The sequence below is a fragment of the Gordonia otitidis genome (assembly GCF_020735545.1).
Taxonomy (GTDB): domain Bacteria; phylum Actinomycetota; class Actinomycetes; order Mycobacteriales; family Mycobacteriaceae; genus Gordonia; species Gordonia otitidis.
On record NZ_CP085974.1, the window covers coordinates 2,000,227 to 2,027,160 of the forward strand.

25 protein-coding genes are annotated in these 26,934 nt (G+C 65.7%); 7 read left to right on the top strand and 18 right to left on the bottom strand.

Features of this window, described 5'->3' with window-relative positions; translation table 11 throughout:
• Positions 1–148: 148 nt before the first annotated feature.
• Positions 149–634, top strand: a complete 486-nt coding sequence (locus LK459_RS09035; protein WP_227922873.1) for a hypothetical protein — start codon at positions 149–151, stop codon at positions 632–634.
• A gap of 31 nt (positions 635–665) precedes the next feature.
• On the opposite strand, the gene LK459_RS09040 is transcribed toward LK459_RS09035, so the two are convergent.
• Complete coding sequence (locus tag LK459_RS09040; protein ID WP_227922875.1) at positions 666–836, bottom strand: hypothetical protein; 171 nt, start codon at positions 834–836, stop codon at positions 666–668.
• A 244-nt stretch (positions 837–1,080) separates the two neighbouring features.
• Here LK459_RS09040 and LK459_RS09045 point away from each other — a divergent pair, with 244 nt between their 5' ends.
• Positions 1,081–1,485 (top strand): glycoside hydrolase family 16 protein, encoded by a 405-nt coding sequence (locus tag LK459_RS09045; protein ID WP_265416862.1) that lies wholly within the window; start codon positions 1,081–1,083, stop codon positions 1,483–1,485.
• 32 nt (positions 1,486–1,517) lie between these two features.
• Here the strand turns inward: LK459_RS09045 and LK459_RS09050 are convergent, their stop codons facing one another.
• The 13 genes from LK459_RS09050 to LK459_RS09110 form a co-directional block, all read right to left on the bottom strand.
• Entirely contained in the window at positions 1,518–2,165 is a 648-nt protein-coding gene (locus LK459_RS09050; RefSeq protein ID WP_227922879.1) for a helix-turn-helix domain-containing protein, read from the bottom strand.
• A 114-nt stretch (positions 2,166–2,279) separates the two neighbouring features.
• Positions 2,280–3,470 (bottom strand): NAD(P)/FAD-dependent oxidoreductase, encoded by a 1,191-nt coding sequence (locus LK459_RS09055; protein WP_227922881.1) that lies wholly within the window; start codon positions 3,468–3,470, stop codon positions 2,280–2,282.
• Positions 3,467–4,801, bottom strand: coding sequence for an FMN-binding glutamate synthase family protein (locus tag LK459_RS09060; RefSeq protein ID WP_227922882.1), 1,335 nt, complete (start codon positions 4,799–4,801; stop codon positions 3,467–3,469). Before LK459_RS09060 ends, LK459_RS09055 begins: the two co-directional genes overlap by 4 nt.
• Before the next feature lie 54 nt (positions 4,802–4,855).
• Positions 4,856–5,587, bottom strand: coding sequence for a GltB/FmdC/FwdC-like GXGXG domain-containing protein (locus LK459_RS09065; protein WP_005175793.1), 732 nt, complete (start codon positions 5,585–5,587; stop codon positions 4,856–4,858).
• Positions 5,575–6,471 (bottom strand): class II glutamine amidotransferase domain-containing protein, encoded by an 897-nt coding sequence (locus LK459_RS09070; protein ID WP_227923639.1) that lies wholly within the window; start codon positions 6,469–6,471, stop codon positions 5,575–5,577. The genes LK459_RS09065 and LK459_RS09070 overlap by 13 nt, the downstream gene beginning before the upstream one ends.
• Before the next feature lie 85 nt (positions 6,472–6,556).
• A complete protein-coding gene (glnT, locus tag LK459_RS09075) occupies positions 6,557–7,903 on the bottom strand; it encodes a type III glutamate--ammonia ligase (protein ID WP_227922886.1) in 1,347 nt (448 codons plus the stop codon).
• 305 nt (positions 7,904–8,208) lie between these two features.
• Positions 8,209–9,603 carry an ammonium transporter gene (locus tag LK459_RS09080; protein WP_227922888.1) on the bottom strand — a complete coding sequence of 465 codons (1,395 nt, stop codon included), beginning with the start codon at positions 9,601–9,603 and terminating at the stop codon, positions 8,209–8,211.
• A 135-nt stretch (positions 9,604–9,738) separates the two neighbouring features.
• Positions 9,739–10,791, bottom strand: coding sequence for a heme-dependent oxidative N-demethylase family protein (locus LK459_RS09085; protein WP_227922890.1), 1,053 nt, complete (start codon positions 10,789–10,791; stop codon positions 9,739–9,741).
• Between the two features lie 65 nt (positions 10,792–10,856).
• Positions 10,857–11,849, bottom strand: coding sequence for a PDR/VanB family oxidoreductase (locus tag LK459_RS09090; protein WP_227922891.1), 993 nt, complete (start codon positions 11,847–11,849; stop codon positions 10,857–10,859).
• Positions 11,846–13,432, bottom strand: coding sequence for a heme-dependent oxidative N-demethylase family protein (locus LK459_RS09095; protein ID WP_227922894.1), 1,587 nt, complete (start codon positions 13,430–13,432; stop codon positions 11,846–11,848). Before LK459_RS09095 ends, LK459_RS09090 begins: the two co-directional genes overlap by 4 nt.
• Positions 13,408–14,403, bottom strand: a complete 996-nt coding sequence (locus LK459_RS09100) for a PDR/VanB family oxidoreductase (protein WP_227922896.1) — start codon at positions 14,401–14,403, stop codon at positions 13,408–13,410. The genes LK459_RS09095 and LK459_RS09100 overlap by 25 nt, the downstream gene beginning before the upstream one ends.
• A complete protein-coding gene (locus LK459_RS09105; RefSeq protein WP_227922898.1) occupies positions 14,400–14,999 on the bottom strand; it encodes a dimethylamine monooxygenase subunit DmmA family protein in 600 nt (199 codons plus the stop codon). Before LK459_RS09105 ends, LK459_RS09100 begins: the two co-directional genes overlap by 4 nt.
• Positions 15,000–15,004: 5 nt before the next feature.
• Positions 15,005–15,388: a cupin domain-containing protein gene (locus LK459_RS09110; protein ID WP_227922899.1), complete on the bottom strand. Its 384-nt coding sequence runs from the start codon at positions 15,386–15,388 to the stop codon at positions 15,005–15,007.
• A 322-nt stretch (positions 15,389–15,710) separates the two neighbouring features.
• Between LK459_RS09110 and LK459_RS09115 the strand changes: the two genes are divergently transcribed.
• From LK459_RS09115 to LK459_RS09125, 3 genes are all read left to right on the top strand, one after another.
• Positions 15,711–16,310 (top strand): hypothetical protein, encoded by a 600-nt coding sequence (locus tag LK459_RS09115; protein ID WP_227922901.1) that lies wholly within the window; start codon positions 15,711–15,713, stop codon positions 16,308–16,310.
• Positions 16,261–16,872: a hypothetical protein gene (locus LK459_RS09120; protein WP_227922903.1), complete on the top strand. Its 612-nt coding sequence runs from the start codon at positions 16,261–16,263 to the stop codon at positions 16,870–16,872. Before LK459_RS09115 ends, LK459_RS09120 begins: the two co-directional genes overlap by 50 nt.
• Before the next feature lie 97 nt (positions 16,873–16,969).
• On the top strand, positions 16,970–17,896 hold the full coding sequence (locus tag LK459_RS09125) for a phosphatase PAP2 family protein (RefSeq protein ID WP_227922905.1): 927 nt from the start codon (positions 16,970–16,972) through the stop codon (positions 17,894–17,896).
• Positions 17,897–18,001: 105 nt separating this feature from the next.
• Here the strand turns inward: LK459_RS09125 and LK459_RS09130 are convergent, their stop codons facing one another.
• From LK459_RS09130 to LK459_RS09145, 4 genes are all read right to left on the bottom strand, one after another.
• A complete protein-coding gene (locus LK459_RS09130; RefSeq protein ID WP_407648789.1) occupies positions 18,002–19,231 on the bottom strand; it encodes a PucR family transcriptional regulator in 1,230 nt (409 codons plus the stop codon).
• 74 nt (positions 19,232–19,305) lie between these two features.
• Positions 19,306–20,727 carry a phytoene desaturase family protein gene (locus tag LK459_RS09135; protein ID WP_227922908.1) on the bottom strand — a complete coding sequence of 474 codons (1,422 nt, stop codon included), beginning with the start codon at positions 20,725–20,727 and terminating at the stop codon, positions 19,306–19,308.
• Between the two features lie 3 nt (positions 20,728–20,730).
• The gene (locus LK459_RS09140) at positions 20,731–22,566 is read right to left on the bottom strand and encodes a DUF3556 domain-containing protein (protein WP_227922910.1); all 1,836 of its coding nucleotides are present in this window, start codon (positions 22,564–22,566) and stop codon (positions 20,731–20,733) included.
• 127 nt (positions 22,567–22,693) lie between these two features.
• On the bottom strand, positions 22,694–24,163 hold the full coding sequence (locus LK459_RS09145) for a class I adenylate-forming enzyme family protein (protein ID WP_227922912.1): 1,470 nt from the start codon (positions 24,161–24,163) through the stop codon (positions 22,694–22,696).
• Between the two features lie 182 nt (positions 24,164–24,345).
• On the opposite strand from LK459_RS09145, the gene LK459_RS09150 reads away from it, so the two are divergent.
• Both LK459_RS09150 and LK459_RS09155 read left to right on the top strand, forming a co-directional pair.
• Complete coding sequence (locus LK459_RS09150; RefSeq protein WP_227922914.1) at positions 24,346–25,257, top strand: DUF5995 family protein; 912 nt, start codon at positions 24,346–24,348, stop codon at positions 25,255–25,257.
• 191 nt (positions 25,258–25,448) lie between these two features.
• Positions 25,449–26,870 (top strand): amino acid permease, encoded by a 1,422-nt coding sequence (locus LK459_RS09155; protein WP_227922916.1) that lies wholly within the window; start codon positions 25,449–25,451, stop codon positions 26,868–26,870.
• Positions 26,871–26,934: the final 64 nt, after the last annotated feature.

Below are 26,934 nucleotides of genomic sequence, written 5' to 3' on the forward strand. Positions count from 1 at the left end.
ACGTACCGGCCCGATCGTGACGCTTGCCGACTGCCCGTGCTGAATTGACGAACTCTTAGCGGGCCGAAGCCTTCTCGTCGCTGTGTGGCCGGCGTAGACCGAAGGAGTGACGCTATTCGACGCACTGCCCTCCTTGAAAGGGGTCACCGTGGCCAGATCCTTCGATTCGACGATGTGGCGCTTGCCCATTCGGTGTGCCGGCACCGACATCCGGGTCAACGACCTCTCCCTGCGGCAGGAATCGCTGCGGCGAAAGGTCGCCTCCTTCCTCGATGAAACCGGGGAACCCGTCAGCCAGGCTCTATGCCCCGAAGCGCTCTGGTTCCCAGTGCTGGTCACCAGGATCAGCAGCGCCCACCTGACCGCCGATCGCGCCGTACTCCACGTCGACGCCGCGCTCCCGCTGACGACGGCCATCGCCGACGTCGCGTTTCCTGGCAACGAACTCTCAGGTGCACGACTGGCCGACATCACGATCGTCGACACCTCCGGTCACCGACGCACCGTGCATGCCGAACTGCCACCGCATGTATCGGTCACCGGGACCATTGTGCTGGCGCTGCGTCGGGTCTCCACGCCGTCGCGACGCGAGAGACCCCGCCTTGATCAGGCGGGGTCTCTCGTGCAGGGGTAGGGCCGGTGCAGGCCTGAGTGGGAGGGTCGGATCAGTAGTTGACCCACACCCAGTTCCACCGGCGGGTGCGTGCGTCGAAGCGACGGACGCGACGACGACGCTGCGCCGGAGCGGGGTTCTGCTGACGGGGCTGGTTCGGTGTGGGCATGGTGTCCTCTTTCTTCTCGGTGGAGCGCTCCTCGGTGAGTGCTCGCTCTGACATCACCGACAATGCCAACGGGGACTTGCAGCTCTCTCGACGTCGACTGGGAGGTCGCTGAATACCGTTGGCGCCCGCTGCATCACGCGTAGCTGTCCGCTTCGACGGTGCTCGGGGTCGTTCTCGCCGCGTCGGCAGGGCTGGCCTTCGGCGCGACTCAACACCCTGGGCGAGTTCGCCTTCACCTACGGCACCGGCGCGGATCAAACTCCCCGCAGGTCAGGGCCTACTGCCTGCGTTTTGGCTGATGGGCACCGACATCTACTCCGCGGGCTGGCCGGACAGCGGCGAGTTCGATGTCATCGAAACTCCCTCGGTGACAACCTCATACACGAACCACCTGCACGGACCGACAACAGCTGGCGGGACGTGGCAGCTCGGTAACTCCGGTGCCGTGGCCGACCTCTCGGCAGACTTCCACACATACTCGGTCACCAAGTCGAAGGACGCCATCACCGTGTCGCTCGACGGCCGAACCGTCGGCAGCTACAGCGCTTCCCAGTTGAACGCCAACCAGAAGTGGGTGTTCAACAAGCCGACGTACCTGCTGCTGACACTGGCAGTGGGCGGCGACTGGCCGGGCGCACCCGATCTGACGACGCCCAATCCGTCGTACATGACGCTCGACTGGATCCGCGTGTACTCGAGCTGAGGGGTCTCGACAAGCTCGACCATCGGGCCTGGTCAGATGGCCGAGTCCGGGAATGCGATCACCGAGAGAAAACGGATCGGCAGCTCGACCAGTTCGACGGGGCCGTGCGCGCCCTCACCGTCGAGCTGCAGCGAGTCGCCCGGGCTGAGCCGGTACACCGACCGCGAGTGGGCGTAATCCATGGAGCCGTCGAGCATGTAGATGAACTCGGTGCCCGGATGTTGGAACAGCGGCTGGGTCACCGACTTCTCGGTGAGCGTCACGAGCAGGCACTCGAGCCGCTTGTGTTCGCCGCGCAGCGAGCCGAGCATCTCGTACTCGTGCCCCTCGCGGGAGCCCTCGCGCACGATCTGCGAACCCTCACCGGCCTTGACGAACACCGCCGAGCGTTCGAGGTCGGCGCCGCGGAACAGCGAGGTCACCGAGACGTCGAACGCTGTGGCCAGCGCCGCGAGAGTGCTCAGACTGCATGAGGTCTGGGCGTTCTCGATCTTGGAGAGCATGGCCTTGGAGATCCCGACCTTGGCTGCCATGTCGCCGATGGAGAGCCCGACCTGCCTGCGTAGCCGACGGACGTTGTGCGCGATTGCCGATTCGAGTTCGAGTTCTTCGACCGGTTGGTCGACGGGGCGTTCACGCGCGGTCCCCGACTGGTTGCGGATCAGAGCGTCGTCGGTCACTCCGCCAGCATATCGGTAGACGGACTTCACTCCCGGTGAACGCCGTGGCCCGGCAGGGATTCGCGGCAACGACGCCGCCCCGACGGGCGTCCCGCCGTGCAGTGCACACATCGGCTACCGCATCTCGCCCGCACCGACATAGGGGAACCGCGTGGTGAGCAGGTCTCCCTCGGCGAAGCGGGACAGTCGGAAGTCGGACTCGGGGATGCGGGGGTCGTTGCTGCGGCCGTCGACGACCAGGTCGGCGACGAGACGACCGACCGCAGGCGAGATCTTGAACCCGTGACCGCTGAAGCCGGCGGCGATGACGAGACCGTCGAGGGGCCCGCGTGAGATCACGGGATTCCAGTCGGGTGTCACGTCATAGCAGCCGGCGTAGCTGCTGGTGATCGATGCGTCGGTGAATGCGGGGAAGCGCGTGCCGACCTTGTCGACGGTCAGGTCGAGGAACGCCTCGTCGGCACGGTTGAGGTAGCCGTCGGGATCGGCGATCTCGAGTTCGGCGAGGTCGGAGTTGCCGAAGAGGATCTCTCCGCGGACGTCCGGCCGGACGTACTGCAGCGACACCAGGTCCGAGAACACCGGTACGGCACCGAGTTCCATCCCGGGATGGATCATGACGATCTGCTCGCGATGAACTCGGATCGGTACGTCGATCCCGTACTCGTCCAGGAACGGCTTGGTCCACACTCCGGTCGCCACCACGACCGTGTCGGCGGAGATCGTCGAGCGATCGGCGAGTTCGACGCCGGTGACGCGGTCACCGTCGGTCAGCAACCCCTTCACCGTCGTGCCCTGTTTGATCGTGACCCCGGCGGCACGCGCCGACGCCGCGAACGCCTGTGCCGTCTGATAGGCGTCTCCGTACCCGCCACGCTCTTCCCAACCGAACGCGGCGAAGGGTGCGAGATCGGCCGCAGGCCAGAGCTTTGCGACTTCGGAGACGTCCATCTCCTCGGTCTGCACGCCGACCTCGCGCTGCGCGGCAAGACTTCTCCTGAGGTTGTCGACGTTCGCCTCCCCGACACCGACCACGTAGCCGGTCTGCCGGAAGCCGATGTCGGTCCCGAAGATCTCCTCGGCCTTCTCGAAGACCTCGAGGCCGGTCGCGGCCATCGCCGCCAGGGAACTGACCCCGTAGTGGCAGCGCACGATGCCCGACGACTTGCCGGTCATGCCACCGCCGACGGTGTCCCGTTCGCAGACAACGACATCGGTGATACCGCGCTGCGCCAGGGCCCACGCCGTGGCGACGCCCTCGAGACCGCCACCGATGATGACGATCGACGCGGTCTGGGTGCTCATAGCCCGGCCCCCGTTCCCGGAATCCAGCTGGTGCCCGCGAGCGGGACACGAGCCATCGCCGACGCCTCTATCGTGATGGCGACCAGGTCCTCGGGCTCGAGATGCTGCAGGTGCGCCTTACCGCAGGCACGCGCGATGGTCTGGGCTTCCATGGTCATGACCCGTAAGAAGTTGGCGAGGCGTCGACCGCCCTCGACCGGATCGAACCGCGCCGACAACTCGGGATCCTGGGTGGTGATGCCCGCGGGATCGCGTCCATCCTGGAAGTCGTCGTAGAAGCCCGCGGCCGATCCCAGCTTGGCGTACTCGTCGGAGTATCGGGGATCGTTGTCGCCGAGCGCGATGAGCGCCGCCGTTCCGATCGCGACGGCGTCGGCGCCCAGTGCCATCGCCTTGGCGACGTCGGCACCGTTGCGGATGCCGCCCGAGACGATGAGCTGGACCTCACGGTGCACACCGAGTTCCTGCAGCGCCTGCACGGCCTGCGGGATGGCCGCCAGGGTCGGGATGCCGACGTGTTCGATGAAGACGTCCTGGGTCGCGGCGGTGCCACCCTGCATGCCGTCGACGACGACGACGTCGGCGCCGGAGTGCACGGCGAGCTTGACGTCGTAGTAGGTGCGTGTGGCACCGACCTTGACGTAGATCGGCTTCTCCCAGTCGGTGATCTCGCGCAGCTCGTTGATCTTGATCGCGAGGTCGTCGGGGCCGGTCCAGTCGGGGTGACGGCACGCGCTGCGCTGATCGATGCCCTCGGGCAGCGTGCGCATAGCGGCCACGCGCTCGGAGATCTTCTGCCCCAACAGCATTCCGCCACCGCCGGGCTTCGCTCCCTGGCCGAGCACGACCTCGATCGCGTCGGCCTTGCGCAGGTCGTCGGGGTTCATGCCGTAGCGCGACGGAAGATACTGATAGACAAGGTTCTTCGACTGCCCGCGTTCCTCAGGCGTCATGCCGCCGTCACCGGTGGTGGTCGACGTGCCGACCTCCGACGCTCCGCGGCCGAGAGCCTCCTTGGCCCCGGCGGACAACGCGCCGAAGCTCATTCCGGCGATGGTGACCGGGGTCTGCAGGTGCAGCGGGAATTTGGCGTTGCGGGTGCCCAGCTTGACGTCGGTGTCGCAGCGTTCGCGGTACCCCTCGAGCGGGTAGCGCGACATGGATGCGCCGAGGAAGAGCAGGTCGTCGAAGTGAGGCAGTTTACGCTTGGCGCCCCACCCGCGGATGTCGTAGATTCCGGTTTCTGCGGCGCGCTGGATTGCGGCGATCGTGTTGCGGTCGAAGGTCGCCGACTCGCGCAGGCCGCGCTGGGAGTTGCTGAGGTTGGTCATGGGATTCTCCTTGTGCTCGTCGAGCCGCCACCGAGGGCGTGCAGCGCGACCGGCTCAGTAGGCCGAAGAGTTGTCGACGTGGAAGTGGTAGAGCTCGCGCGCTGAGCCGTAGCGGGTGTACTCGGCGGGGTCGTCGTCCTTGAACCCGGCGGCCTTGAGTAGTCCGGCGAGTTCTTCGAGGTGTTCGGCCCGCATCGGTTTGACGATGCAGTCGGCGCCGAGCGAGGCAACCGAACCGCGTACGTAGAGACGTGTTTCGTAGATCGAGTCACCAAGCCCCTGGCCTGCATCGCCGCGGACCACCATGCGCCCGGCTTGCGCCATGAACGCACTGTTGTGGCCGACGTTGCCGCCCACGACGATGTCGACGCCCTTCATCGAGATGCCACACCGCGCTGCGGCGTCGCCCTCGATGACGAGCAGCCCACCGTGTGCGGTGGCGCCGGCGGACTGCGACGCGTTGCCCTTGACGACGACGGTGCCGCTCATCATGTTCTCGGCGACGCCGGTGCCCGCGTTGCCGTTGATGATGATCTCCGCCTGCTGGTTCATGCCTGCGGCGTAGTAGCCGACGTGACCGTTGACGGTGATCTTGACGGGGGCGTTGACCCCGGCGGCCACGCTGTGTGCACCGTGCGGGTTGTCGATCACCACCTCACCGGACACATCACCGTGCAGAACCGAGTTCACGTCACGCAGTGGAGTGGTGTCGAGGTCGAAATGCAGGTCGCTCATGGGGATCTCCGTGGACGGGGGTGTGGATGGGGTGGCTGTCAGCGTGTCCATGCGTAGACCACCTCGGGCTCTGGTTCCCAGATGCGGGCATCGTCGACGCCGGGAAGATGGGCAAGGGCGCGATACTCACTGGCCATGGCCACCCAGTCGGGTGTCTCGGCGATCACGGCAGGCTTGCAGGCAATGGCGTCACGGACCACGGCGAAGGAGTCGCGGTTGGAGACCACGAGGGTGTAGAAGCCGTCGAAGGTCGCGCACACCTCCTTGAGTGCGGTCTCGACATCCTTGCCCTGCGCTAGTTGGTAGGCGACGAAGCGGGCGCCGACCTCGGTGTCGTTCTCGCTGTCGAAGTGCACTCCCTGCGCGCGCAATTCGCGTCGGATGGTCGCGTGGTTGGAGAACGACCCGTTGTGGACGAGGCACTGTTCGGGGCCTACGGCGAAGGGGTGTGCACCCGACGGGGTCACGGCGGACTCCGTCGCCATGCGGGTGTGTCCGACGCCCTGCCAGCCCTGCGCGGACGCGAGGCCCCACTGCTGCGCGAGGTCGCGCGGCGCACCGACACCCTTCAGGACTGTCAGATCCGAACCGAAGCCTGCGACGAGCGCCGAGGGGAATGCGGCCCGCGCGGCGTCGAGGAGGTCGCCGGCGTCGATCGGTGCCGAGAGGACGAGGGTGTCATCGACCAGCTGGGCTGCGACGTCGGTGCCGAGCGCATCGGTCAATTGCGTTGCAGCCTCAGCGGGTTCGACGTCGATCTCGAGCAGACTGACGCAACCGTGTCCTGCCGGCGCCCATGCTTCGTTGCCGTAGACGGCCATTCCGGCGGAGTCGGCTCCGCGGTCTTGCATCTCGCCGAGCATGCCCGTGAGCAACTGGCCGAGTTGGGGATACAGCTCTGGGTTGCGCAGGTGCAACCCGACGATTCCGCACATGATGTGTGCCTTTCCGTGTAGTGGGGTGATCTCGACGAGCTCGATCCGCGTCATGCTGATCGCGGCAAGCTCGATCTGCTGGGGGTCAGAAGGCGGTCAGGTACTGCTCGACCTCCCAGGGCGAGACGGCCGAGTGCCAGGCGAAGAACTCCTCGCGCTTGAGGTGCGAGAAATACTGCGAGACGCGCTGCGCGTCGTCGGGCCACTCGTCGGGGATCGCGGCGTCGAGTGTTGCGGTGACCACCGCGTCGGCTTCGAGCGCCTCGACAGCGTGCAGCAGTGTCAGCGGCAGCGAGGAGATGTGACCCGGGCAGGTGCCGAGGGCGCCGGGGTCGAGGCTGCGCTTGATGCCGTCGAGGCCTGCGCCGAGTGCCGCAGCGATCGCGAGGTACGGGTTGGCCGAACCGTCGCCGCCACGGAGTTCGACACGCTGCTCGTCGGGGATGCGGACGTAGTGGGTACGGTCGTTGCCGCCGTAGGTCGGAACGCGCGGCGCCCAGGATGCTCCGGAACGGGTGGCCGTTGCGCCGGTTCGCTTGTAGGAGTTGACCGTCGGCGCCATCACAGCCTGCAACGCGGGGGCATGCTCGAGAATGCCGCCGACGAATCCGTATGCGGCGGGCGAGAGCCCGAGGCCGCGTTCGTCCTCGTCGGTCGAGCTCGGGAAGACCGGATTGCCCGCCGAGGTCAGCGAAAGATGCAGGTGCAGACCGGAACCGGTGCGTTCGGCGAACGGCTTGGGCATGAACGTCGCGACCATGCCGCGCTCGGACGCGAAGGTGGAGAGCAAGTAGCGCAGGGTGATGACGCGGTCGGCGGTGGTCAGGGCGTCGGAGTAGGCGAAGTTCTGCTCGAACTGTCCGTTGCCGTCCTCGTGGTCGTTGGCGTAGTTGCTCCAACCGAGCTGATTCATCGCCGTCGACACGGTGGTGAGGTGGTCGTACATACGGGTGAGTCCGCGGACGTCGTAGCAGGGCCGGTCGGAATCGTCAGCCGCGTCGGCGGTGATGAGCTTGCCGTCGGCGTCACGCTTGAGCAGGAAGTACTCGACCTCCGCACCGACCCACGGTTCGAATCCGGCGTCGGCGGTCTGTGCGATCAGCGACTTGAGAATATTCCGCGGAGCGAACGGCCACGGTTTGCCCTCGACGTGGGGATCGCAGTGGACGATCGCCAGGCCCTCCTTGATGAAGGGAACCGGCAGGAACGACGAGACGTCGGGGATGGCGACGAGGTCGGGGTCCTTGGGTTCCTGGCCGATGGCGCCGACCGCGTAGCCGGCGAAACCGACTCCGTCGTTGGCCAGTTCGTCGATGGCTTCGACCGGGACGAGTTTGGCGCACGGCTTGCCACGCAGGTCGACGAACATGGCGAGGATGAACTTGGTGTCGTTGGTCTCGCAGAGTTCCGCGAGGGTCTTGGTGTCAGTCATGGGTTGCTCCGGGGTGTTCGGGGGAGTGAGTCCAGTATGTCTACTCGTGTGAACCGTTGTCTAGTCCTAGTAGACACTCGGTTTATTGCGGTTCCGTTAAGCGCGCGTGAGGTGGTGGTATCGGCCGTGCCGGATGCACGGTCGGCGGCAGGAGACGCACGGTCGGCCGCAGGAGGTGCACGATCGGCCGCAGGAGGTGCACGGTCGGCGGCAGGAATACAGAACGCCCGTGAGTGCGCGGGCGTCGATGCGTACTCACGGGCGTTCTGTGGGCAGGTGATGGATTCTGCAGGGCTACGTCAGGACTACGTCGTCGTGGCGGGAGCTGCCGCAGGGGCAGCCGTGCTCGCTCCTGCTGCCGCTGTGCTGGAGGGCAATTCGCGTTCGAGACTCTCTGCGGCGCGCTCCGGGTGCAGGCCGGAGAAGCCGCCTGGCGCATGTCCGACGCCTGCTGCGGGGATCTCGTAGGCGGTCTCGGCGTGGATCGTGGAGTCGAGTCCGAGCGTCTCGGTCTCGGCGTCGACGCGCAGACCCATCGTCTTGTCGATCGCCGTCGCGATGAGCCACGTCATGACGAACGAGAAGACGCACGTGATCACGATGCCCGCCAGTTCGCGCCACAGGACATCGATGTCACCGCCGAACAGGATTCCCTGGACGCCGGCCGGTGCCGACGACGCCGCGAACAGCACGATGCACAGGGTGCCGACGATGCCTCCGATGCCGTGGACGATGAACGCGTCGAGACTGTCATCGACCTTGAAACGGGACTTGATGCTCATCAGGAACGCCACGACCGCCGAGGACAGGAGTCCGACACCGAGCGCGCCCAGCGAGCTGACCGCGTTGGCGGACGGCGTGATACCGACCAGACCCGCAACGACGCCGGTGATGACGCCGAGCGAGGTGACGTGGCCTTCACGGATCTTCTCTATGACGGCGAAGCCGATCATGCCCGCGCTACCGGCGAGCAGGGTGTTGAGAATGACGAACTGGGTGAGGAAGGTGGCACCGAACGCGCAGCTACCGTTGAACCCGAACCAGCCGAACCACAGGATACCGCCGCCGAGCAGCACCATCGGCAGATTGTGCGGACGTTCCATGCGCTTGCGTCGTGCACCGAGCACCAACGCGAGCGCGAGCGCTGCGACACCTGAATTCATGTGCACCGCAGTGCCTCCCGCGAAATCATGGATGCCGATCCTGTTGAGCAAGAAGCCGCCCTTGGCGTCGGCGGTGTCCGCGGTGAACACCCAGTGTGCGACCGGGAAGTACACGAGCGTCAGCCAGATCGGCACGAAGACGAGCCACGCAGAGAACTTCATCCGACTGGCAGCACCACTCGCGACGATTGCGACGGTGATGGCGGCGAACAGGATGAACCATGCTGCGTAGTACAGGACCTGGGTGCCGCCCGACCCGTCGTCGGTCTGGTGGTTGATGAGTCCGATGTAGTCGGTCGGATTACCGATCAGCCCCCAACCCTTGACCGACGGGCCCGAGACGAGTCCGTATCCGTACAGGACATAGAGCACGCTGGTGATGCCGAGGGTGATGAGCACCATCGTCATCATGTTGAGTACATTGCGTGACCCCAGCATGCCCCCGTAGTAGAAGGCGAGTCCGGGGAACATGAGCAGAACGAAGACGAATGCGGCAAGCATCCACGACAGATCCGCATGTGCGGCGAGTTGTTCCATGGGTGTTCCTTGAGTTGGTGACGAGTTCGATCAGCGGGGCGGACAGGGCTAGACGGAGACGAAGGCTGGAAGCGTGGACGAGGGCTGGAAGCGTGGACGAGGGCTGGAAGCGTGGACGAGGGCTGGAAGCGTGGACTAGTCGGAAACGGGTTGGCGGAGATATGCGACGACGTCGTCGCGGTAGTCGAAGAACCCCTTGTACGTGGCGATGCGCTCGTCGAGGGTCTCGATGACTGTGGCCAGCTGGGCCGACCACTCGGGGATTCGTCGCACCTCGTCGAGCGACGCCATGAACGTGCGGATGTTGAAGGTGACGGCCCCCGACATCGGCAGGCGGATGAAATGCTCGAGTTCGATCCGCAGACGGGCGGAGCCGAAGTCTTTGTCCCGCACCATGGCCGGGATGTCGCGGCCCCACTCGGGAAGCTCTTCGAGGCTGACGTCGAGTTTGTGCGAGTCCGACGCCGAGAGCGTCCAGTTCACGCGCCGGTAGACCTGATCGGCCGGGAGTCTACGCAAGAACTGCTCGGCGCGTGCCACGATCCCGTCGCGGATGAGACCTGGGACCGGAGCGTGGATCTCGTACATGTCCATGCCGACGTCGAACGACACCGACCACGCGGCGGCGAAGGTCACCACACCGGCATCGAAATAGAGTCTGCCGTCGCGTTCGACGACAAGGAGCAGATCGTCGGGAACCTCCCGCGCAAGGAACTCCATGGGGCCGCCGGGCAGCGTCTCGCCGTCGCCGAGTGTGAACGCGGCATCGGTGCCGAGAAGGTCGTTACGCCAATGGAATCGGCCGGCGCCGAGTTCGTCGAGTCGCATGAACTGCGGGTAGGCCAGCGCGAGGTCGCGCAGGTAGTAGAGCAGCAGATCCCAGCATGCGATCTCCATGCCGGGGCGGATCCGCACGCGGGAGGGATCGGCGTCGAGAATCCGCCTGCGCTCGGCCATGATCGACAGGTACTCGGCTCCGCCGAGGTCGACGAGGTTGCGGCCCCACTCGCCGCCCCGGGTGCGGTGGGGAACCCGGGCCGGTTCGACGTTGACGGAGTAGCTGAATTCTGCGAGCTCGTCGGGGAACGGCCATGGGATGTTCGACAGATGGTCGACAGGCTGGGCGAGGAATTCGGCGGCCGCACCTGTCGGTGTGTGCGCGGCTGACTGGTCGGTGGTGAGTGTCATGTGGTCACCTCGAAAGCGTTCGGATGTCGTCGGTCGGGGTTGGATCAGCGGTGAGAGCGGTTGGTTCAGTCAGCGGAGAGGTCGAGCACGAGGTCGCCTGCGCCGCGGGAGACGCAGCAGAGCATGCTGTCGCCGGATGCTCTCTCCTCGTCGGACAGGACGTAGTCGCGGTGCGTTATCTGTCCGGCACGCACCGGGATTCGGCACTCTCCGCAGACCCCCTGGCGGCACATGTTGGTGACCTCGACGCCGTTGTCGACGAGTCGTTCGAGCAGCGAGACACCGGGCGGCACGTCGATGACCGTTCCATCGGCAAGACTGACCGAGAACGGGTCTCCCGGATCCTGTTCTGGCGCGGTGAACCTCTCGAGGTGTATCCGCGCCGACGGCCAGCCCGCCGATGCAGCGATCCGCTGGTAGGTGTCGAGCAGCGGCGCCGGGCCACATGCATAGGCGTGCGTGCCGAGTGGTTGCGCTGCAAACCGCTGCGTGAGCAGAGCAATAGTCTCGTCGACTCCGGTCACCTCGTGCAGTGTGACGTCGGGTTGTTCGGCCAGTGCCCGCAGATCCTCCACATGCGCGCTTTGACCGGGACGGTAGGAGTACACGATCTCGATGGTCAGACCGTCACGTGCCGCGGCGCGTGCATGCGACAGGATCGGTGTCACCCCGATACCTCCGGCGACCAGCAGGGCGTGCCGCTGGTCGAGGACGGGCGCGAACATCGGTCGTGGTCCCTCGACCTCGATCAGCTCGCCTTCCACGAGGTTGGCGTGCAACCACTCCGATCCTCCGCCGGTGTCTTTGCGCAACACCGAGATCCCGTACGAGTCGGGATACATGCCGTCGTCGACCAGCGAATAGGCGTTGCGGGTGGCGCCTGCCTGCACGATGAGGTGACTGCCGGGTTGGTAGGGGGTCAGGGCGCCGTCGAGTGGTGCGAAACGGAAATGCGTGATCGCGTCCGTGAGTGGGCGGACCTCCACGACTCGCATGGTGCGCGACCCCGTCCGATAGCCGTCGTGCAGGTGTCCGCCGACCTCCGTTGCGGCGGTCATGACAGTTCCTCGAGGGTGCGCGCGTCCACGGCGGAGGCCAGGAAGCTGCCGCGCGAGGCCGAATGATGCTCGTGGATCTCCAGACGCCGGGTGCAGCCGGGACATTCGACGATCCCGCCGGGGGCGCCCATAGCGCGGAAGGTATCGCGGCAGTGGGCGCAGTACACCGGCAGGTCGGCGGTGTCGGTCACGAACGCCGACAGTTCGTCGGCGATCGCTCCTGCCGAGCGGGCAGCACCGAGAGCCGTCAGCACGTCGTACTGGCCCCCGGTCACCAGAATCCTCGCCCCGGTGTGCGTTGCCGTGAGCGCTTCGTCGAGTAAGGCCCGGTCGTCGTCGTGTGTCAGTGAGTCGAGGACGAGAAGGCGCGTGGGGCCGACACTCTCCGCGACACGTACCCACGCGCGCGCGACGTGTGCGGTCTCGTCGTGTGGGCCCACTGCGACGATGAGGAACTCCGATCCTGCGGCGTCGACCTCGGGGGGCCGTGACGGCCAGTCGGGCAGTCCGTGCACGGGTTCGGTTGGCGCAGAGCCAGTGTCGATCTGCGGTTCCGAGATCGGCGATTGCGGCGCCTCGTACGAACGCAACCACTGCGCGGCGCGCGTGCGGTACTTGATGATGCCCTTGTAGTCGGCCATGTCGTCGGGTAGCTCGGCGAAGACCTCTGCTGCGCGTGCACGCCACGGGTCGACGGTCGCCACCGCTTCGAGGGGCAGAAGGTAGGTGCGAATCAGGAACATCACCGCGCCGGAATCGGGCAACCGGATCAGATGCTGGACCTCGACCCGCAGATGGACGAGTCGCCCGAACTCGGCGTCGTCGACGTGTTGGATCATCTCCCTGTCGGGTCCCCATTCGGGGTAGCGCTCGGTGGAGACATCGAGTCGGCGTCCGATGGTCATCGTCCAGTTGGTACGACGGTAGGGCTCATGTGGTTGGAGCCGCTTGAGGAACTCGTGGGCCCGGGTGATGACACCCATCTTGCGCACACGCGGAACAGGGCCGTGGATCTCGAGGAAGCTCATCCCGACGTCGAATCCGAAACTCCAGTCGGCTGCGAAGGTGATGATGCCGGCATCGACAAACAGCTGCTCGTCGCGCTGGTCGAGCAGTGCGATGTCTTCTTGCACCTGGGTGGAGATGTAGTGCAACGGGTCGTCGCCGAGGCTCGACTCGTCACCGTAACGGAAGGTGCGTTCTTCATCGAGAAGGTCGTTGCGCCAGCGCCATTCGTCGCCTCCGAGTGAGGTGAGGTGCATCGTCTCGGGATACGCCTGGGCTAGCTCACGCAGGATGGTGAGCATGGCGTCCCATGCCGCGGGGCGCATGTGTGGCAGCACTGCTCGACGTGTCGGGTCGGCGTCGAGGATCGCAGCACGCTCGGCAAGCTCTGCGTGGTATTCGGAGTCGACGACGACCACCGAATCCCCCCATTGACCAGCAGGTGTGCTCACCTGTGCTCCGGCGGGTTCGACGTTGGTGCTGTACCGGTAGATGTCGTCGACGAAGGGAAAGGGGAAGTGCGCGATCAGATCTGGTCGCGTGGCTGCCGTGGTCACAGCGGTACCTCCAGGGTGCATCCGTCGCCTGCGCGTGAGACGCAGGGCATGATCGCGGTGCGCGACTGCTTTTCCTCCTCGGTGAGGAACAGATCGCGATGAATGGGTTCGTCACCGCCGCACAGGTCGATACGGCATTCGCCGCACACGCCCTGTCGGCAGAGATTGGGCACTGCTATCCCGTTGGTCTCCAGCGCTTCGAGCAGGCTGGTCCCCGACGGGACGTCGAGGGTGCGTCCACTGCGCGTGAGTGTCACCCGGAACGGGTCGCCCGCGTCGAGGGCGTCGATACCAAAGCGCTCGGAGTGCAGCCTAGACGCCGGCCAGCCGGCGATACTCGCGGACTCGAGAACGTGGTCGATGAAACCTGCTGGGCCGCAGACGTAGAGATGGGTGCCAACGGGTTGCTCGAGCAGGGTGTCGGCGAGACGTACGGCGAACTCGTCCCTGGTGGTGAACAGCTCCGCATTGCCGCCGGCCAGGCGCGAGACCTCGTCGACGTGGGCGGCGTATCCCGGTCGAAACGCATAGAGCACCTGCACGTTTCGCCGCCATCGCGCGGCTGCTCGCAGATGCGACACGATGGGTGTCACTCCGATACCGCCCGCGATCAGCAGGTGTTTTCCGGCCCGAGCCGCTGGCGCGAACGCGCTTCGAGGTGGCCGCACCTCGAGCTGGTCACCTTCGGCGAGGACGTCGTGCAACCACCGTGACCCACCGTTGCCGTCGGTCACCCGCAGTACCGAGATCGTGTACTCGGTGGGATGCGCTCCGTCGGACACGAGACTGTAGGCATTCGAGTACTCGCCCGCCTGGACGACCAGGTGGCTGCCCGGCACGAACCCGGGTAGCGGAGCGCCGTCGGGTGCTGACAGCGTGATGGTTCGTATTCCGTTGGCACTGTTGACTATCGACGTTACCGTCAGTACCAGCGTTGTCGGCCGCCGAGGTGCGGGCGTCGCCGGGACGCCGGTGTCGGCCAGTGCGGTCATCGCGTTGCTCCTCCGGAGGGGGCCGTCTCGGCGTCGACCATGAAGCCAAGGAAGGCGCCGGTACGTCGGGATACGTGGTAGTAGACGAGGAGGTCACGGTCGCAGCCGTCGCAGCAGATCACGTCGTCGACAGCCGCGACGGAGTGCGTCGTGGTGCGACAGTGTGAGCAGAAGACGTCGACGGGGCCGGTACCGACGGGGACAACACTGATCTCGTCGTCCTCGAGTCCAGCGTCGATCGCGGTGGCTCGCAACCGCAGGCACGATCCGACCGGTCCGGCAAGCACCACACGCACACCGACTGCACTGGTGCGCAACGTGTCTCGCAGCTGCGCTGCAAGAGTGTCGACTTGATCACCGAGCAACACCGATCGCCCCACACCGGGGTCCAGGGTCTGCGTCCAGCCGCGGACAAGATCGACTGCCGAGGGGTCGTCGGACGTTGACTGCGACTGAACTGACGGGGCGTGAGGGTCGCCCACGCCGACGAGCACGTAGAAGCGACCCGTCGTGTCGGGGAGAGCGGTGTTGGTCGGTGTGGACCGGCCCGGCGTGCGTGCCCACGCCGGCACGCTCGAGTATGCGAGCTGCGACATCGGATCTACAGGAGCGTCGAGTCGCGGTGGCCTGCGTAGAACGCGAGAGCGTAGTCAGGAGTGCTGAAGTAGATCTTGGAGCCCTTGGGGAAGAAGATCGCGTCCTTGGCCTTGGCGACGGTCTTCTGTCCCGTTTCCTTGTTCTCGAGAAGGAACTCGCCCTCGAGGACGACCTTCATCTCGTCGTACTCGTACTCGTAGTAGAGCGGGGCGTCGGTGTGGCGGAGTTCGAAGTAGCCGCTGCACATCTCGCTGCCGTCCGGGTTCTCGTAGACGTCACCGATAAAACCCTCGGTACCGGGATATTCGGCATCGGGCATCTTCGGAAGGTTCTCCCAGGCACCGGGCGTGACGCGGAATTCGAGGGCACTCGTGCTGTCGATCGACATGTTTTCTCCTATTCTGGTGAGAGATAGTCCGTTTCACCCCGTTCGCCCCGAGTGGGCCGATCCGGCGAATCGTGGTGGTGATTCATGTGAGTGGACTTCGTTCCCTTATATGAGACCGCTCGAGTGTTTCGGCTGGATGACATCAACGTTGACGTGTGTGACACTTTGTCTACTGCAGTGAAACTTCGGCGTGAAATGCTCGGATGGTAACCCGAGCACCCAGCTTCCGCGTGCCGACTGCGTGGTAACGAGAGTCACAGCGCGACATGGCATTTGCTCGTCGCCGACCGGTTTACGCCAACCGTCGGGTAGCTGACAATCGGTGCATGACCCGGGGGTTTGTGCTCACACGCACACGCATTCTCTGCGCCGCTGCTGCGTTCTCGGCAGCACCGTTACTGTTGATCGGCGCCGGCCACGCCCGCGCGGACGAAACGCCCACAGCGGTGGGGACCCCCACGGGCTCACACATGACCGCGCCCACTGCCGACGCTGCCTCACCGGCACCGCCGAGTCCAGCTTCACCGGCACCCGACCCGGGCACGACTGCGGAAACATCCGTGGCGCCCACGCCTCCCGAATCCTCACCGCCTCCCGAATCCTCATCGTCTTCCGAATCCTCACCGTCTTCCAGTTCCTCACCGTCTTCCAGTTCCTCACCGTCTTCCAGTTCCTCACCGTCTTCCAGTTCCTCACCGTCTTCCAGTTCCTCACCGTCCGCGCCGTCCCCTGCGACTGCGGCCCCACCGACCTCCGCGACAGTGACGCCACCTGCGACCGGTACGTCCGATGCTTCGTCTGCTCCGACGTCCCGCGCCGACTCGGCTCATCAGAATGTCTCGCCCACCGCGCCGGAGTCGTCGACGAACCCGATGCCGTCACCGACGACCACCGATTCTCCGAGCGCTGTCACCACCCCTGATGCCGAAGCGAGCGCGGACGACGTGCCGAGCGGTTCCGCGTCCGCTCCGGAGGTCGCGGTGCTGTCGCCCGCTTCGATCGCACCCGAAGCCGTCTCGGCGCGGGCGTCGCTGGGCTCGGAGGGTTCGTCGACGACGCTGTCGCTCGCCGCCCTGGCGCAAGCCGCACTCGCGGGCTCGGCACAGTCGCCGCGATCGGGCACGGCGTCGTCCGGTCTACTGGCCTGGCTCAACATCCCGACGGTCGAATTCCCAACGAGCACGGCACAACTCCTCGACCCTGCATGGGAGAAATCGTGGGAGTCGTTCACATCGTCGGCCTTGGTGCTCATTCCCGGTGCAGCGCGCGGTGTCGCCACCGTCAGCCTCGTGATCGACCTCTATCAGTTCTCGCACGCGGTCTCGACTCATGACGCGACAGATGTCGCCGACGAACTGAGCGATCTGACCGGCGACTGGTTCACGCTCGATTACGGCGCCGCGATCGGAACCGTCGCGAGCGACGTCGTCCGTGACTACGTCGCCGACGGTCTCGCCCGGTGGATCGTCACGATCAACACCTGAGTCGCCCCACTCCAAACGAACGCTGGCGCGATATCCGTTCACGACGCGCCCGACAGCGTCCCAGACTCTTCCCAGGTTGTCTCGATACGGTGAGCCGGTGAGTTTTCCGTCCGCAGCGCGCCAGGCACGTGGCCACCGACCCGTCGGGTATGTGGTGACCGCTGTCCTCGCAGCGCTGCTGGCGTTCGCCGCCGCCGGCGGCATATTCGTCTTCGCTGTCAGGACATCGGTCGGGCAGGTCATCGATCAGCGTCTGCTGGAATACGGACGCGAACTGCCTGCCGCGTCGCAGGTGCCCCACTGGTTGTCGATGAGTGTTGTGTCGAACCCGCTGACCTGGATCGTCGGAGCGGCGATCGTCGTGGGATTCGTTCTTCTCGGTGCGGTCCTACCGTCGGAGCGCGGCCAGCGCGGTGTTGGATCGCGAATCGCCACGACCTCTGCTCTGCTGCTGTTTCCGCCGGTGACCATCATCATCGTGCGTGCACTTCGTGACGGTACGTATCGTCCGCACTTCCACGACTGGATCGAGGAGACCAACAATTCCGCGCCGAGTGGGCACGCTGCCGCCATCGCCGCACTGGTCGTCGCGGTCACGCTCGCCGCTCCCCCGCTGCTGCGCCCGTGGATCGCTGCGGTGGGCGGTACGTGGGCGGCGATCATCGACTTCGGCCTCGTCGCCGCCGGCTGGCACCGACCCAGCGACGTGGCCATCTCGACGTTGCTGATCGTCGGTGCGGGGGTTCTGCTCCCTGATCCACACCGCGGGTCGACGACGGTCATCCCGCGGGTCGTCGGCCTCGGCGTGAGTGCGCTGATCGTCGTCGCGGCATCCATCACGGTTGCCGTGTACTACCCGCGGATCGAGCAGGTCGTGATCGCCGCGCTCGTCGCCGCTGTGGTGGGAGTCTGTGTCGGGATCCTGGTCGCGTTCAAATCGGGAAACCGTACTGCCGCCGCACGCAGCCGTGACGGCGACCGGTGGGACGTCGAACAGCGTCGCGACCACCACCTCGTCGGCTGACCCTTCGCGCACAGTCGGCAGCAGGAAGCGCACAGTCGGCGGCAGGCAACGCACGCTCGACAGCAGGAGACGCACAGTCGACAGCAGGGAGCGCACGGTCGGCGGTCAGGCCTGAGCCAGGACCTCCGCGCCCAGGAATTCGCACACGGTGAGGGCGAGCGCGAGGTCGAGGCGATCGGTGGTGCGGGTGTCGCGCATCGCCTTGTCGACGCGATATTTGACCGTGTTGCGATGCAGGTTGAGTCGTTCCGCAGTGTGCAGGTGACTCTCGCCCGTGGCGAAGTACACCGACAACGTCTCGCGCAGGACTGCCGCGTTCGCCGAATCCTCGGCGAGCGGACCCAGGATCTCGTGCACCCACGCGCGGGTGAACTCCAGGTCGCGGGCCAGCCGAGAGACCACGGCCACTCCCCGATCACCGAAGCCGACGACATCGGCGACCAGACTGCCCGGCATCGTCGCGAGGCCCCAGGCGGCGAGTGCTTGCTCGTGGGAGCGTCGAAAACCTGCGATGCCGGACCCGTTGAGTCCTAGCGCGACGCGCACACCGGCCGGGAGGGTCACCCGCTGCGCGACGTCGGACGTCTCGACGACGCGGTCGCTGCGCCCCAGCGGCAGCCATACCCAGGCGGTGCTGCGATCGATCGCGGTGATCAGCGGGGGTCCCTCGGCGAACAGCCTCGTGGCCATCATCCGCGCGGCGCGGTCGAGCACAGCGAGATCTCTCGAGCCCTCGTCTGCCGACCACATGATGGCCGCGACGTGATGCTGGTCGAGCGGGTAGCCGGACTCCCGCTCGAAGGAGTCGGTGTCGACATCGGGCGTGCGGAGGATCTCGTGGATGCGCGACGACAGGACGTTGCCCTCGGCGCCGATCCAGCGTCGACGCTCATCCTCGTAGGCTTGGAACACGTAGAGGGTGATCCACTCGATGTACTGCGAGATGACGTCGGAGATTCGACGCATCACCACGAGGCTCTCGTGCTTGGTGAGATCGAGCTCGTCGACGTAGCCGAAGATGATGCGCAGCATCTCGTTCTGCCCCATGTGGTACGCACGCACCAATGAGTTCGACGGTACGTCGCGCTGGGCGAGGCGCAGCGCGTACTCGACCGCGGCAGTCGTCGGTTGGAGGTGCTCGACGGGGATGTCGTTGCTCAGCACGTGCAGGATCGTCGAGACGTTGCCGTGCACGCTCGCTTCGAGCATCTCCACCAGGGCGGGATCGACGTCGAGCTGATCGATATCGCGAGTCATCAACGAGGTGAGATACCGAACGATCTCGGACTCGTTCTCGCGCAACCGCTTACCCACCTGCGCCACTGCCGCGCGCATCTCGGGCGTGATGGACGGCGGCAACTGCGGATCATGCAGGGGCAGCCCCGGCGTCAGTCCGGGTATCGAGGCACTCACCGCTTGCGACCCAGCCTCTTCAGCGCCGACGTGGCGGCGTTGACACCGCACAGCCCGTGCACACCGGCGCCGGGCGGCGTCGACTGTGAGCACAGGTACACGCCGTCGACGCCGAGCCAGTACGGGTCGATGGCCACACGCGGGCGCATCAACATCTGCAGCCCGTCATTGGCGCCGCCGATGATGTCGCCCGCGGCGAAATTGGCGTTGTAGTCATGTAATTGGCGGGTTCCCGTGCTGCGCGTCGCGAGGATCCGATCGCGGAAACCCGGTGCGAAACGCTCGATCTGCTGCGTGACGAGGTCGGTGGCGTCACCCTCGTAGCCCCTGGGAACGTGCGCGTAGGCGTAGACGGGATTGACGTTGCCGGCACTCCGCGTTGGATCGGCGACGTACTGCTGACCCAGCAACACAAAGGGATTCGGCACCATGACGCCGCCGGCGCGACTGGCTTCGGTGGAGGCCACCTCGTCGAACGTTCCGCCGAGGTGCACAGTTCCTGCACGACCGCAGTCGGGGTTGGTCCACGGGATGTCGCCGTCGATTGCGTAGTCGACCTTGAACGCCGACGATCCGACGCGGTATCGCCGATATGACCGCGCGATCCGCGACGGCATCTCGTCGCCGTAGATCGCCAGGGCCTGCTCGGGCGAGAGGTCGAGGAGGACGAGATCGGCGTCGGGTATGTCGGTGCGCGCGCTGACCCGGACACCGGTCTCGATCTTGACGCCGTACGAGCGCAACACCGACACGACGGCGTCAATGATCGCGCCCGAACCGCCTTCTGCCACGGGCCATCCGTAGCGATGGCCGCTCGCGGCGATCATCATGCCGAGAGACGCCGTCATCGGACGGTCGAGGCGGTTGAACGCGTGCGCAGCGATACCTCCGAAGAGCGCGCGTGCCCGCGGTGAGCGGAACACGCGCGCAACAGCGGAAGCGGGAAGCAGTGCGCGCGGCCCGAATGCCGCCAGCCGCAAAGGATGTCGAGGTACGTTGATGATCGGGCGAAGCAGGTCGGCGGACAGGTCGTCGAATCCGCTTGCCACATCACCGAAGAACAGTCGCCAGCGTCGACCATCCTCGCCGAGCCCCGCGGCAGTCTCGTCGATGGACTGATAGAGCAGGCCTGCGTCTCCCGAGTCCAGCGGGTGGGCGCAATCGATCTCGGGCCACCGCCAGACGAGTCCGTGCTGCTCGAGTCCGACGTCTCGCCAGAACGGCGAGCCGACGGCGAGCGGATGAAATGCCGAGCAGTGGTCGTGGATGACGCCGGGGAGCGTCAGCTCTCCCGACCGCGCGCCACCGCCGACGGTGTCGGCGGCTTCGAGCACGGTGACCTCGACGTCGTTGCGAGCAAGGTGCAGGGCGGCGGCGAGCCCATTGGGCCCGCCGCCGACTATGACCGCAGAGGTCACCGGCTACACCTGCTCCTGCGCGTCGGCGCCGCGCATCTTCGGTTCGGTCATCACCTCAGGATCAGTCAACGCACGGGCCGCGTCAACGTCGAGCGTCCATTCGACGTCGATCGGGATCGGCCCGTTGGGCAGCCACGGCTGCTCGGCGATGGCATCGGTGACCCGGTAGGAACCGCGCTCGATCACGCCGAGTGCCGCATCGATCACCTGGTACTGCTGGGTGCCCTTGTGGATGGGCTGCGACTCGATCCACGCGACGAGGAACTCGCCGGGAGCGAAGTTACAGCGTCGCTGCAGTGCGGCGATCATCTTCGCGTCGTGCAGGTGTCCGTCACCGAAGTTGAAGGCTACCAACGAGTTACATGCGAACTCGCCTTCACGCAGGGTGTAGGTGTTGATGTCGTCGCCGAGGTGGCGGCTCATCAGCGAGTACAGCGCGCGACCCTGGCTGTGCATCGACCGCCATGCGAGCATCTGATGCATCACGACGTCGGCGACCTCCGGTGGGTAGGACGCGAGCAGCTGCGTGCGGGTGTTCGGCGAGGATCGGACGATGTGCTGCTCGAGTTTCTCCTCGGCGCCCGGCGCGAAGGCCCAGGTGGCCGATGCCCAGTTGCCGGCGTACTGACGCATCGATGGCAGGAACGACACCAGGTCCGGGCGCAGGTTGCCGAGCACCGGGAAGAAGCAGAGCGCGATCGCGATGAGGACCAGTGCCCACGGCATCGTCGTGTCGCTGAGTGCGAAGCCGTCCCATGCGGGGTAGCCCCAGAAGAGGAAGATTGCTGCATAGGCGAACAGGAGATTCCACTCGAGCGGAACCGCGAGGGGGAACGTCGAGAAGATGAACAGGTGGAAGCCCACCATCAACACCACCGCGGCGAGGGTGAGCCACTTGTTGGTGGAGAACAGCAGGACCAGGGGTGTCGCGACCTCGACGATCGTGCCGAGCACGTGGCCGATACCGCCTGCAACCTTCGACGGGCGCAGGTCAGTGGGGAAGTCGCGGTAGTTGGCGCGCTTGAGTGCCTTGATCGTCAGCCACGGCGTATTCGACATCATCGGCGGGATGACCATCGAGAAGTGGTGTCCCAGCTTGGAAATACCCGCGCCGACCCACACCGACACGATCAGCAGCTTCAGCGCGAGGATCATGTCGACGAAGGGAAGGAAGCCGAAGAAGACCAGCGCGGGTAGGTATTGCTCACCACGCGCGGCGATGAAGATGACCTTGTCGCGCAAACCGATGATGACCAGCAGCGCGATCACCGGGTAGATCAGAGCCGGATTGACCAGGCCGTGCGAGGTGGGTGCCACTTCGTTGAGCCAACTCGACTGCACACCTGGAAGCACCACAGCGACAGCGGTAGTGATCAGCAGCAGCGCGTAGATCGCGACGTCGAACACCGTGCGCGAATCGCCCTTGGTCAGCGGCACCTTGCCAGGCCACGGTGGGAGCCGGATCGTCTGCGGACGCAGCCAGAACAGCAACCCGCCGGTCATCGGCTTGAAGTGTCCTGCAAGCGGCCCCCAGGAGCCGCCGAGTCCGAGGGCCTCGATCAGCAGGGTCCACAGGATGGCCTTCTGATAGATGATCGGCTCGTTCCACCATTGCGATACGTGCAACACGTTGAGTCCCGACGTGAAGGTCGCGATGGTCAGACCGATGCCCAAGTAGAGCACGATGATCTTCACGAGGTAGATGACCTGCAACATCTTCGGGGTACCGAAGCCGTATTCGGCCCAGTGCGTGGACAGCACGCGCATGCGGTCGAAGAACGGTTTCTCCAGGAAGGTGTCCGGGTCGACTGGTGGGAAGTCGGGTTGTACAAGACCCATGGTGTTTCTCCTTTAAACGGGCTCGTGTGGGCGTGCGGGGTCGGCCCGACGTGGCGTCGGGTGGTGGTTGACGGTGCTGTCGTGTGCTCGGCGGTGGACTGGGTCGCGCGGACCCGTCGGCTCGGCTCTACGTCGGCTGGGGTTCGCGGACGCGGCGTCGTAAACCGGGTTTGTCGATCTTGCCGACCGGATTGCGCGGAAGCTGGTTGACGAGGTTGATTTCGCTGGGGCGCTTGGCCTTTGTGAGGATGCCTGCGACGTGGTCGGCGAGTTCGGTCTCGGTGACAGGTTTGTCGGGGTAGGCGACGACGAATGCGACGGGAACCTCGCCGTAGACCGGGTCGGGGGCTCCGACGACTGCGCATTCCAGCACCGCCGGATGTGTGGCGAGTGCGTTCTCGATCTCCTTGGGATACAGGTTCTCTCCGCCGCGGATGATCATGTCCTTGATGCGGTCGACCAGGGTGAGGTAGCCGTCGGCGTCGAGGGTTCCGACGTCGCCGGTGTGCAGCCACCCGTCGACGACGGTGCTGGCGGTCGCTTCGGGCCGGTTGAGGTAGCCGCGCATCACGCTCGCTCCGGAGATGAGCACCTCACCCGGCTCGCCGGTCGGTACCTCGGCGCCGTCGGGACCGACGATGCGGATGGTCTGGCCAGGTAGCGCCGGCCCGACGGTTCCCGACTTCCGTTCTCCGTCGAGCGGATTGCACGCCGAGGCGCAGGTGCCTTCGGTCAGGCCGTAACCCTGCAGGATCGGGATGCCGAACGTCGACTCGACGTGGTCGAGGAGTTCCTTCGAGATCGGTGCGGCACCACAGATCGCGAAGCGCAGTGACGTGAAAGCCTCCGCGCTGACGTCGGGGTGGGAGACGAGAAGCCCGTAGATGGTGGGAACGGCCGAGAAGTAGGTGGGGCGCAGCGTGTACAGGTCGGTGAAGAAGCGTGAGGGTGAGAACTTCCCGGTGATGCTGAGCTGGCCGCCCGCGAGGATCGGCGCGAGGAAGCTGACGCAGATCGCGTTGACGTGGAACAGCGGCAGCACTAGAAGCGCGTGGTCGGCTGTGGTGAGCGACAGTAGTTCTTTCATCGTCGACGCCATGTAGTGCAGGTTCTCGTGGGCCAGTCGCACACCCTTTGGCCTGCCGGTCGACCCGGACGTGTAGATCAGCAGAGCGTCGTCGGACATGGAAGGGGACGTTGGCGGTGTCCAGGACGAGGTGTTGGTGGCGAGATCGTCGACGTGCACGACCGCGCGGTCGGGTGTGGCGCTGAGTGCGGCGTCGTCGACGACGACCAGACGGGCACCCGAATCGGCGAGTTGGTACTCGGCCTCCGACGCTGTGAACGCCGGGTTGACCGGGGTGGCGACGGCGCCGAGACGCCACGCCGCGGCGAGGGCGATGAGCAGTTCGACGCGGTTGGGCAGGAACGTCGCGACGACGTCGCCGCGTCGTAGGCCCAGGGCCTCGAACTGCTCGGCCACGGCGTCGACCCGATCGGCGAAGCCCGCGTAGTCGAGGGTGGTGGAGTCGTCGCGGACGCACGGGGCGGTGCCGCGGTGGGCAAGTTCCCAGGGAAAATACGACGTGGCGCTCACTGTGAATGTGTCCTCTGCTCGGTGGATGTGAGCTAGAACACTAACGGCGAAGTCTGTGACGGAGAACGGCCCCGCGCACCAGACTTTCACGGACCTGTTGTGCTCGGAGCACAGAAGCAGCGCCGGCTTGCGGAATCTTCGCAAGCCCTGCCGACAGGCGCCGTCGAAAGTACCATCGGATGATGGTTTCGCCCAGGTTCATGCTGGTCACGGCGGTCAGCGTGCTCGTGTGCCTCACCGCCGCGGGCACGGTCGCCGGATCGGTGTCGGCCGCGCCGCCAGGCCGCCCCGACGTCACGCGCGCCTGTGGCGACCCGCTGTCGGCGAGCGATGTTCGTCGGATCGTCGAGTTGTCGGACACCGCGGGCGATACCGGCTCGGCACTACCCGCGCTGGAGCGACAGGTCGGGAAGCTCCGGCAGATCACCGACATCCTGACCACCCATCGGGACCGGCGCGGGTTGTTCGCACTCGGATTGGCGGCCGTCGAACGCGACGCGGTGATGCCGCTGCAACGACGACCCGCGACGTTCCGCAATCCGCGCTGGGCACCGGTGATCAGTCTGCGGTTGCTCGACCGATTCCTCGACGCGACGCACGCCGAGTTCTCCGGCGAGCACGTGCCACCGCAGTGGGCGCGGTACTTCGGGCTGACGCGGGACTGCGGTGTCTCCGGAGCGCGGGCGGCGCTCACGGGGTACAACGCGCACATCACCGTCGACCTCGCGTATGCCACCGCAGATGCACGGACCACACCCGACGATGCGTCGGACTTCTTCCGTCTCGTCGATGCCATTGCCGCGCATGGTGATTCGATAGTCCGCGAAACCAATCGGGTGTATCACGTCGATCTCGGACCGACCTTCCGGTTCTACTTCGTCGGCGACGGCCTCGATCGGCTGGTGGGTGCCGGGAAGGCGACCGGGCCGATGCTGCGCGCCGCCGACGTCGGATACAACGTGCTGACCTTCGGCAACGGCCTCGCACTGCAGGACCGTCGCAGCCACGATGCGTCGGTCGCGGACATCACCGCACTCTGGACCACCGGCGATGCCGCGCTGTCGGCATTCGAATCCCTCGGGGTACTGCCATGACTCGGACATTCGCGACGTTGCGGGATTCCTGCGTGCGGCAGCGCGGCGTTCCGTAGGGTTAGCCGTCGGTAACTGACATACCCACACACATCGGGTCGTCATCGTCGCCCCACACCATCGGGCGCACCGCCAAACAAACAGCACCCGCACCACATCGGGTCAATACCGTCGCGAAGGGACGTCGCAGGACCATGGCAACCACCAAGCCGGACACATCCACGGAGGAAGCACCCACCTCCCTGGGGTCGAATCTCAAACCCCGCCACATCACCATGATCTCGATCGCCGGAGTGATCGGCGCGGGTCTGTTCGTCGGGTCGGCGAACGCCATCGAGAAGGCCGGGCCCGCGGTCCTGATCTCCTACGCATTGGCGGGCACACTCGTGGTGCTGGTGATGCGGATGCTCGGCGAGATGGCCACCGCCAATCCCGACACGGGTTCGTTCTCGGTCTACGCCGACCGCGCGCTCGGCCACTGGGCAGGTTTCTCCGTCGGCTGGCTCTACTGGTGGTTCTGGGTGCTGGTGATCCCGGTCGAGGCGACGGCCGCAGCGAAGATCCTCACCGACCTCGTCGGCGGCCAGCAATGGATCTGGGCATTGGCGGTCACGTTGCTGCTGACGGTGACCAACCTGGCGAGCGTCGGCAACTACGGCGAGTTCGAGTTCTGGTTCGCGCTCATCAAGGTCGTGGCGATCGTCGCGTTCATCCTCGTCGGTGTCGCCGCCATTCTCGGCTGGATCCCTGATTCGACGGTGAGCGGCGTGAACCATCTGTGGGAACCGGATGGCTTCATGCCCAACGGATTCGGGGCGGTCATCGCAGGCATGTTGATCACGATGTTCTCGTTCATGGGCACCGAGATCGTGACCATCGCTGCCGCCGAATCGCCGAACCCGGAGAAGGGGATCACCAAGGCCGTCAACTCGGTGATCTGGCGGATCTCGTTGTTCTACATCGGTTCGATCTTCGTTGTGGTTGCACTGATGCCGTACAACAAACTCGACGACGGCTCGTATCAGTCGGTGCTCGAGGCCATCGGCATTCCGGGGTCGCGGATCATCATGGACATCGTGATCCTGACCGCTGTGGCGTCGTGTCTGAACTCGGCGCTGTACACGGCGTCGCGCATGATGTTCTCGCTCGGCACCAGGCACGACGCCCCGCAGGTCGTGCGCAGCCTGACTCCGAAGGGCGTGCCGTGGGTGGCTGTGCTGATGTCGATGGTCGTCGGATTCCTCGCCGTCATCGGCAACTACGTGTTGCCGGACAAGATCTTTGCGTGGCTGCTCGCGACGAGCGGTGCGATCGCACTGTTCGTCTACCTGACCATCGCCGCAAGCCAGTGGCGGCTGGGCCGGGTGCTGCGCGCCGAGGGGCAACGGCCGCCGGTGCGGATGTGGCTGTTCCCGTACCTGACCGGTGTGGTGATGCTGTTCATCCTGGCGGTGCTGATCCTGATGGTCTTCGACAACGATCAGCGTCAGGCGATCATCTTCTCCGCGATCTCGGCGGTGATCATCATCGGAGCCGGGATCATCGTCCAGAAGCGCAGTCGCTACCACTCGGACGACGAGGGTACGCGGCAGCGGTATCGAGAAGGCGCGCCATGACGTCGACGAGCGGGACCGCCAACTCATCGACGCCCCCGACTTGCCTGAGTGAACCGAACCTTCT

Coding starts and splice junctions, on each gene's coding strand:
- LK459_RS09040 (WP_227922875.1), bottom strand. CDS start 836: ATGTCAGAGCGAGCACTCACCGAGGAGCGCTCCACCGAGAAGAAAGAG.
- LK459_RS09045 (WP_265416862.1), top strand. CDS start 1,081: ATGGGCACCGACATCTACTCCGCGGGCTGGCCGGACAGCGGCGAGTTC.
- LK459_RS09055 (WP_227922881.1), bottom strand. CDS start 3,470: ATGAGCACCCAGACCGCGTCGATCGTCATCATCGGTGGCGGTCTCGAG.
- LK459_RS09060 (WP_227922882.1), bottom strand. CDS start 4,801: ATGACCAACCTCAGCAACTCCCAGCGCGGCCTGCGCGAGTCGGCGACC.
- LK459_RS09065 (WP_005175793.1), bottom strand. CDS start 5,587: ATGGACACGCTGACAGCCACCCCATCCACACCCCCGTCCACGGAGATC.
- LK459_RS09070 (WP_227923639.1), bottom strand. CDS start 6,471: ATGTGCGGAATCGTCGGGTTGCACCTGCGCAACCCAGAGCTGTATCCC.
- glnT (WP_227922886.1), bottom strand. CDS start 7,903: ATGACTGACACCAAGACCCTCGCGGAACTCTGCGAGACCAACGACACC.
- LK459_RS09080 (WP_227922888.1), bottom strand. CDS start 9,603: ATGGAACAACTCGCCGCACATGCGGATCTGTCGTGGATGCTTGCCGCA.
- LK459_RS09085 (WP_227922890.1), bottom strand. CDS start 10,791: ATGACACTCACCACCGACCAGTCAGCCGCGCACACACCGACAGGTGCG.
- LK459_RS09090 (WP_227922891.1), bottom strand. CDS start 11,849: ATGACCGCCGCAACGGAGGTCGGCGGACACCTGCACGACGGCTATCGG.
- LK459_RS09095 (WP_227922894.1), bottom strand. CDS start 13,432: ATGCACCCTGGAGGTACCGCTGTGACCACGGCAGCCACGCGACCAGAT.
- LK459_RS09100 (WP_227922896.1), bottom strand. CDS start 14,403: ATGACCGCACTGGCCGACACCGGCGTCCCGGCGACGCCCGCACCTCGG.
- LK459_RS09105 (WP_227922898.1), bottom strand. CDS start 14,999: ATGTCGCAGCTCGCATACTCGAGCGTGCCGGCGTGGGCACGCACGCCG.
- LK459_RS09110 (WP_227922899.1), bottom strand. CDS start 15,388: ATGTCGATCGACAGCACGAGTGCCCTCGAATTCCGCGTCACGCCCGGT.
- LK459_RS09120 (WP_227922903.1), top strand. CDS start 16,261: ATGCCGTCACCGACGACCACCGATTCTCCGAGCGCTGTCACCACCCCT.
- LK459_RS09130 (WP_407648789.1), bottom strand. CDS start 19,231: ATGCGCGCGGCAGTGGCGCAGGTGGGTAAGCGGTTGCGCGAGAACGAG.
- LK459_RS09140 (WP_227922910.1), bottom strand. CDS start 22,566: ATGGGTCTTGTACAACCCGACTTCCCACCAGTCGACCCGGACACCTTC.
- LK459_RS09150 (WP_227922914.1), top strand. CDS start 24,346: ATGGTTTCGCCCAGGTTCATGCTGGTCACGGCGGTCAGCGTGCTCGTG.
- LK459_RS09155 (WP_227922916.1), top strand. CDS start 25,449: ATGGCAACCACCAAGCCGGACACATCCACGGAGGAAGCACCCACCTCC.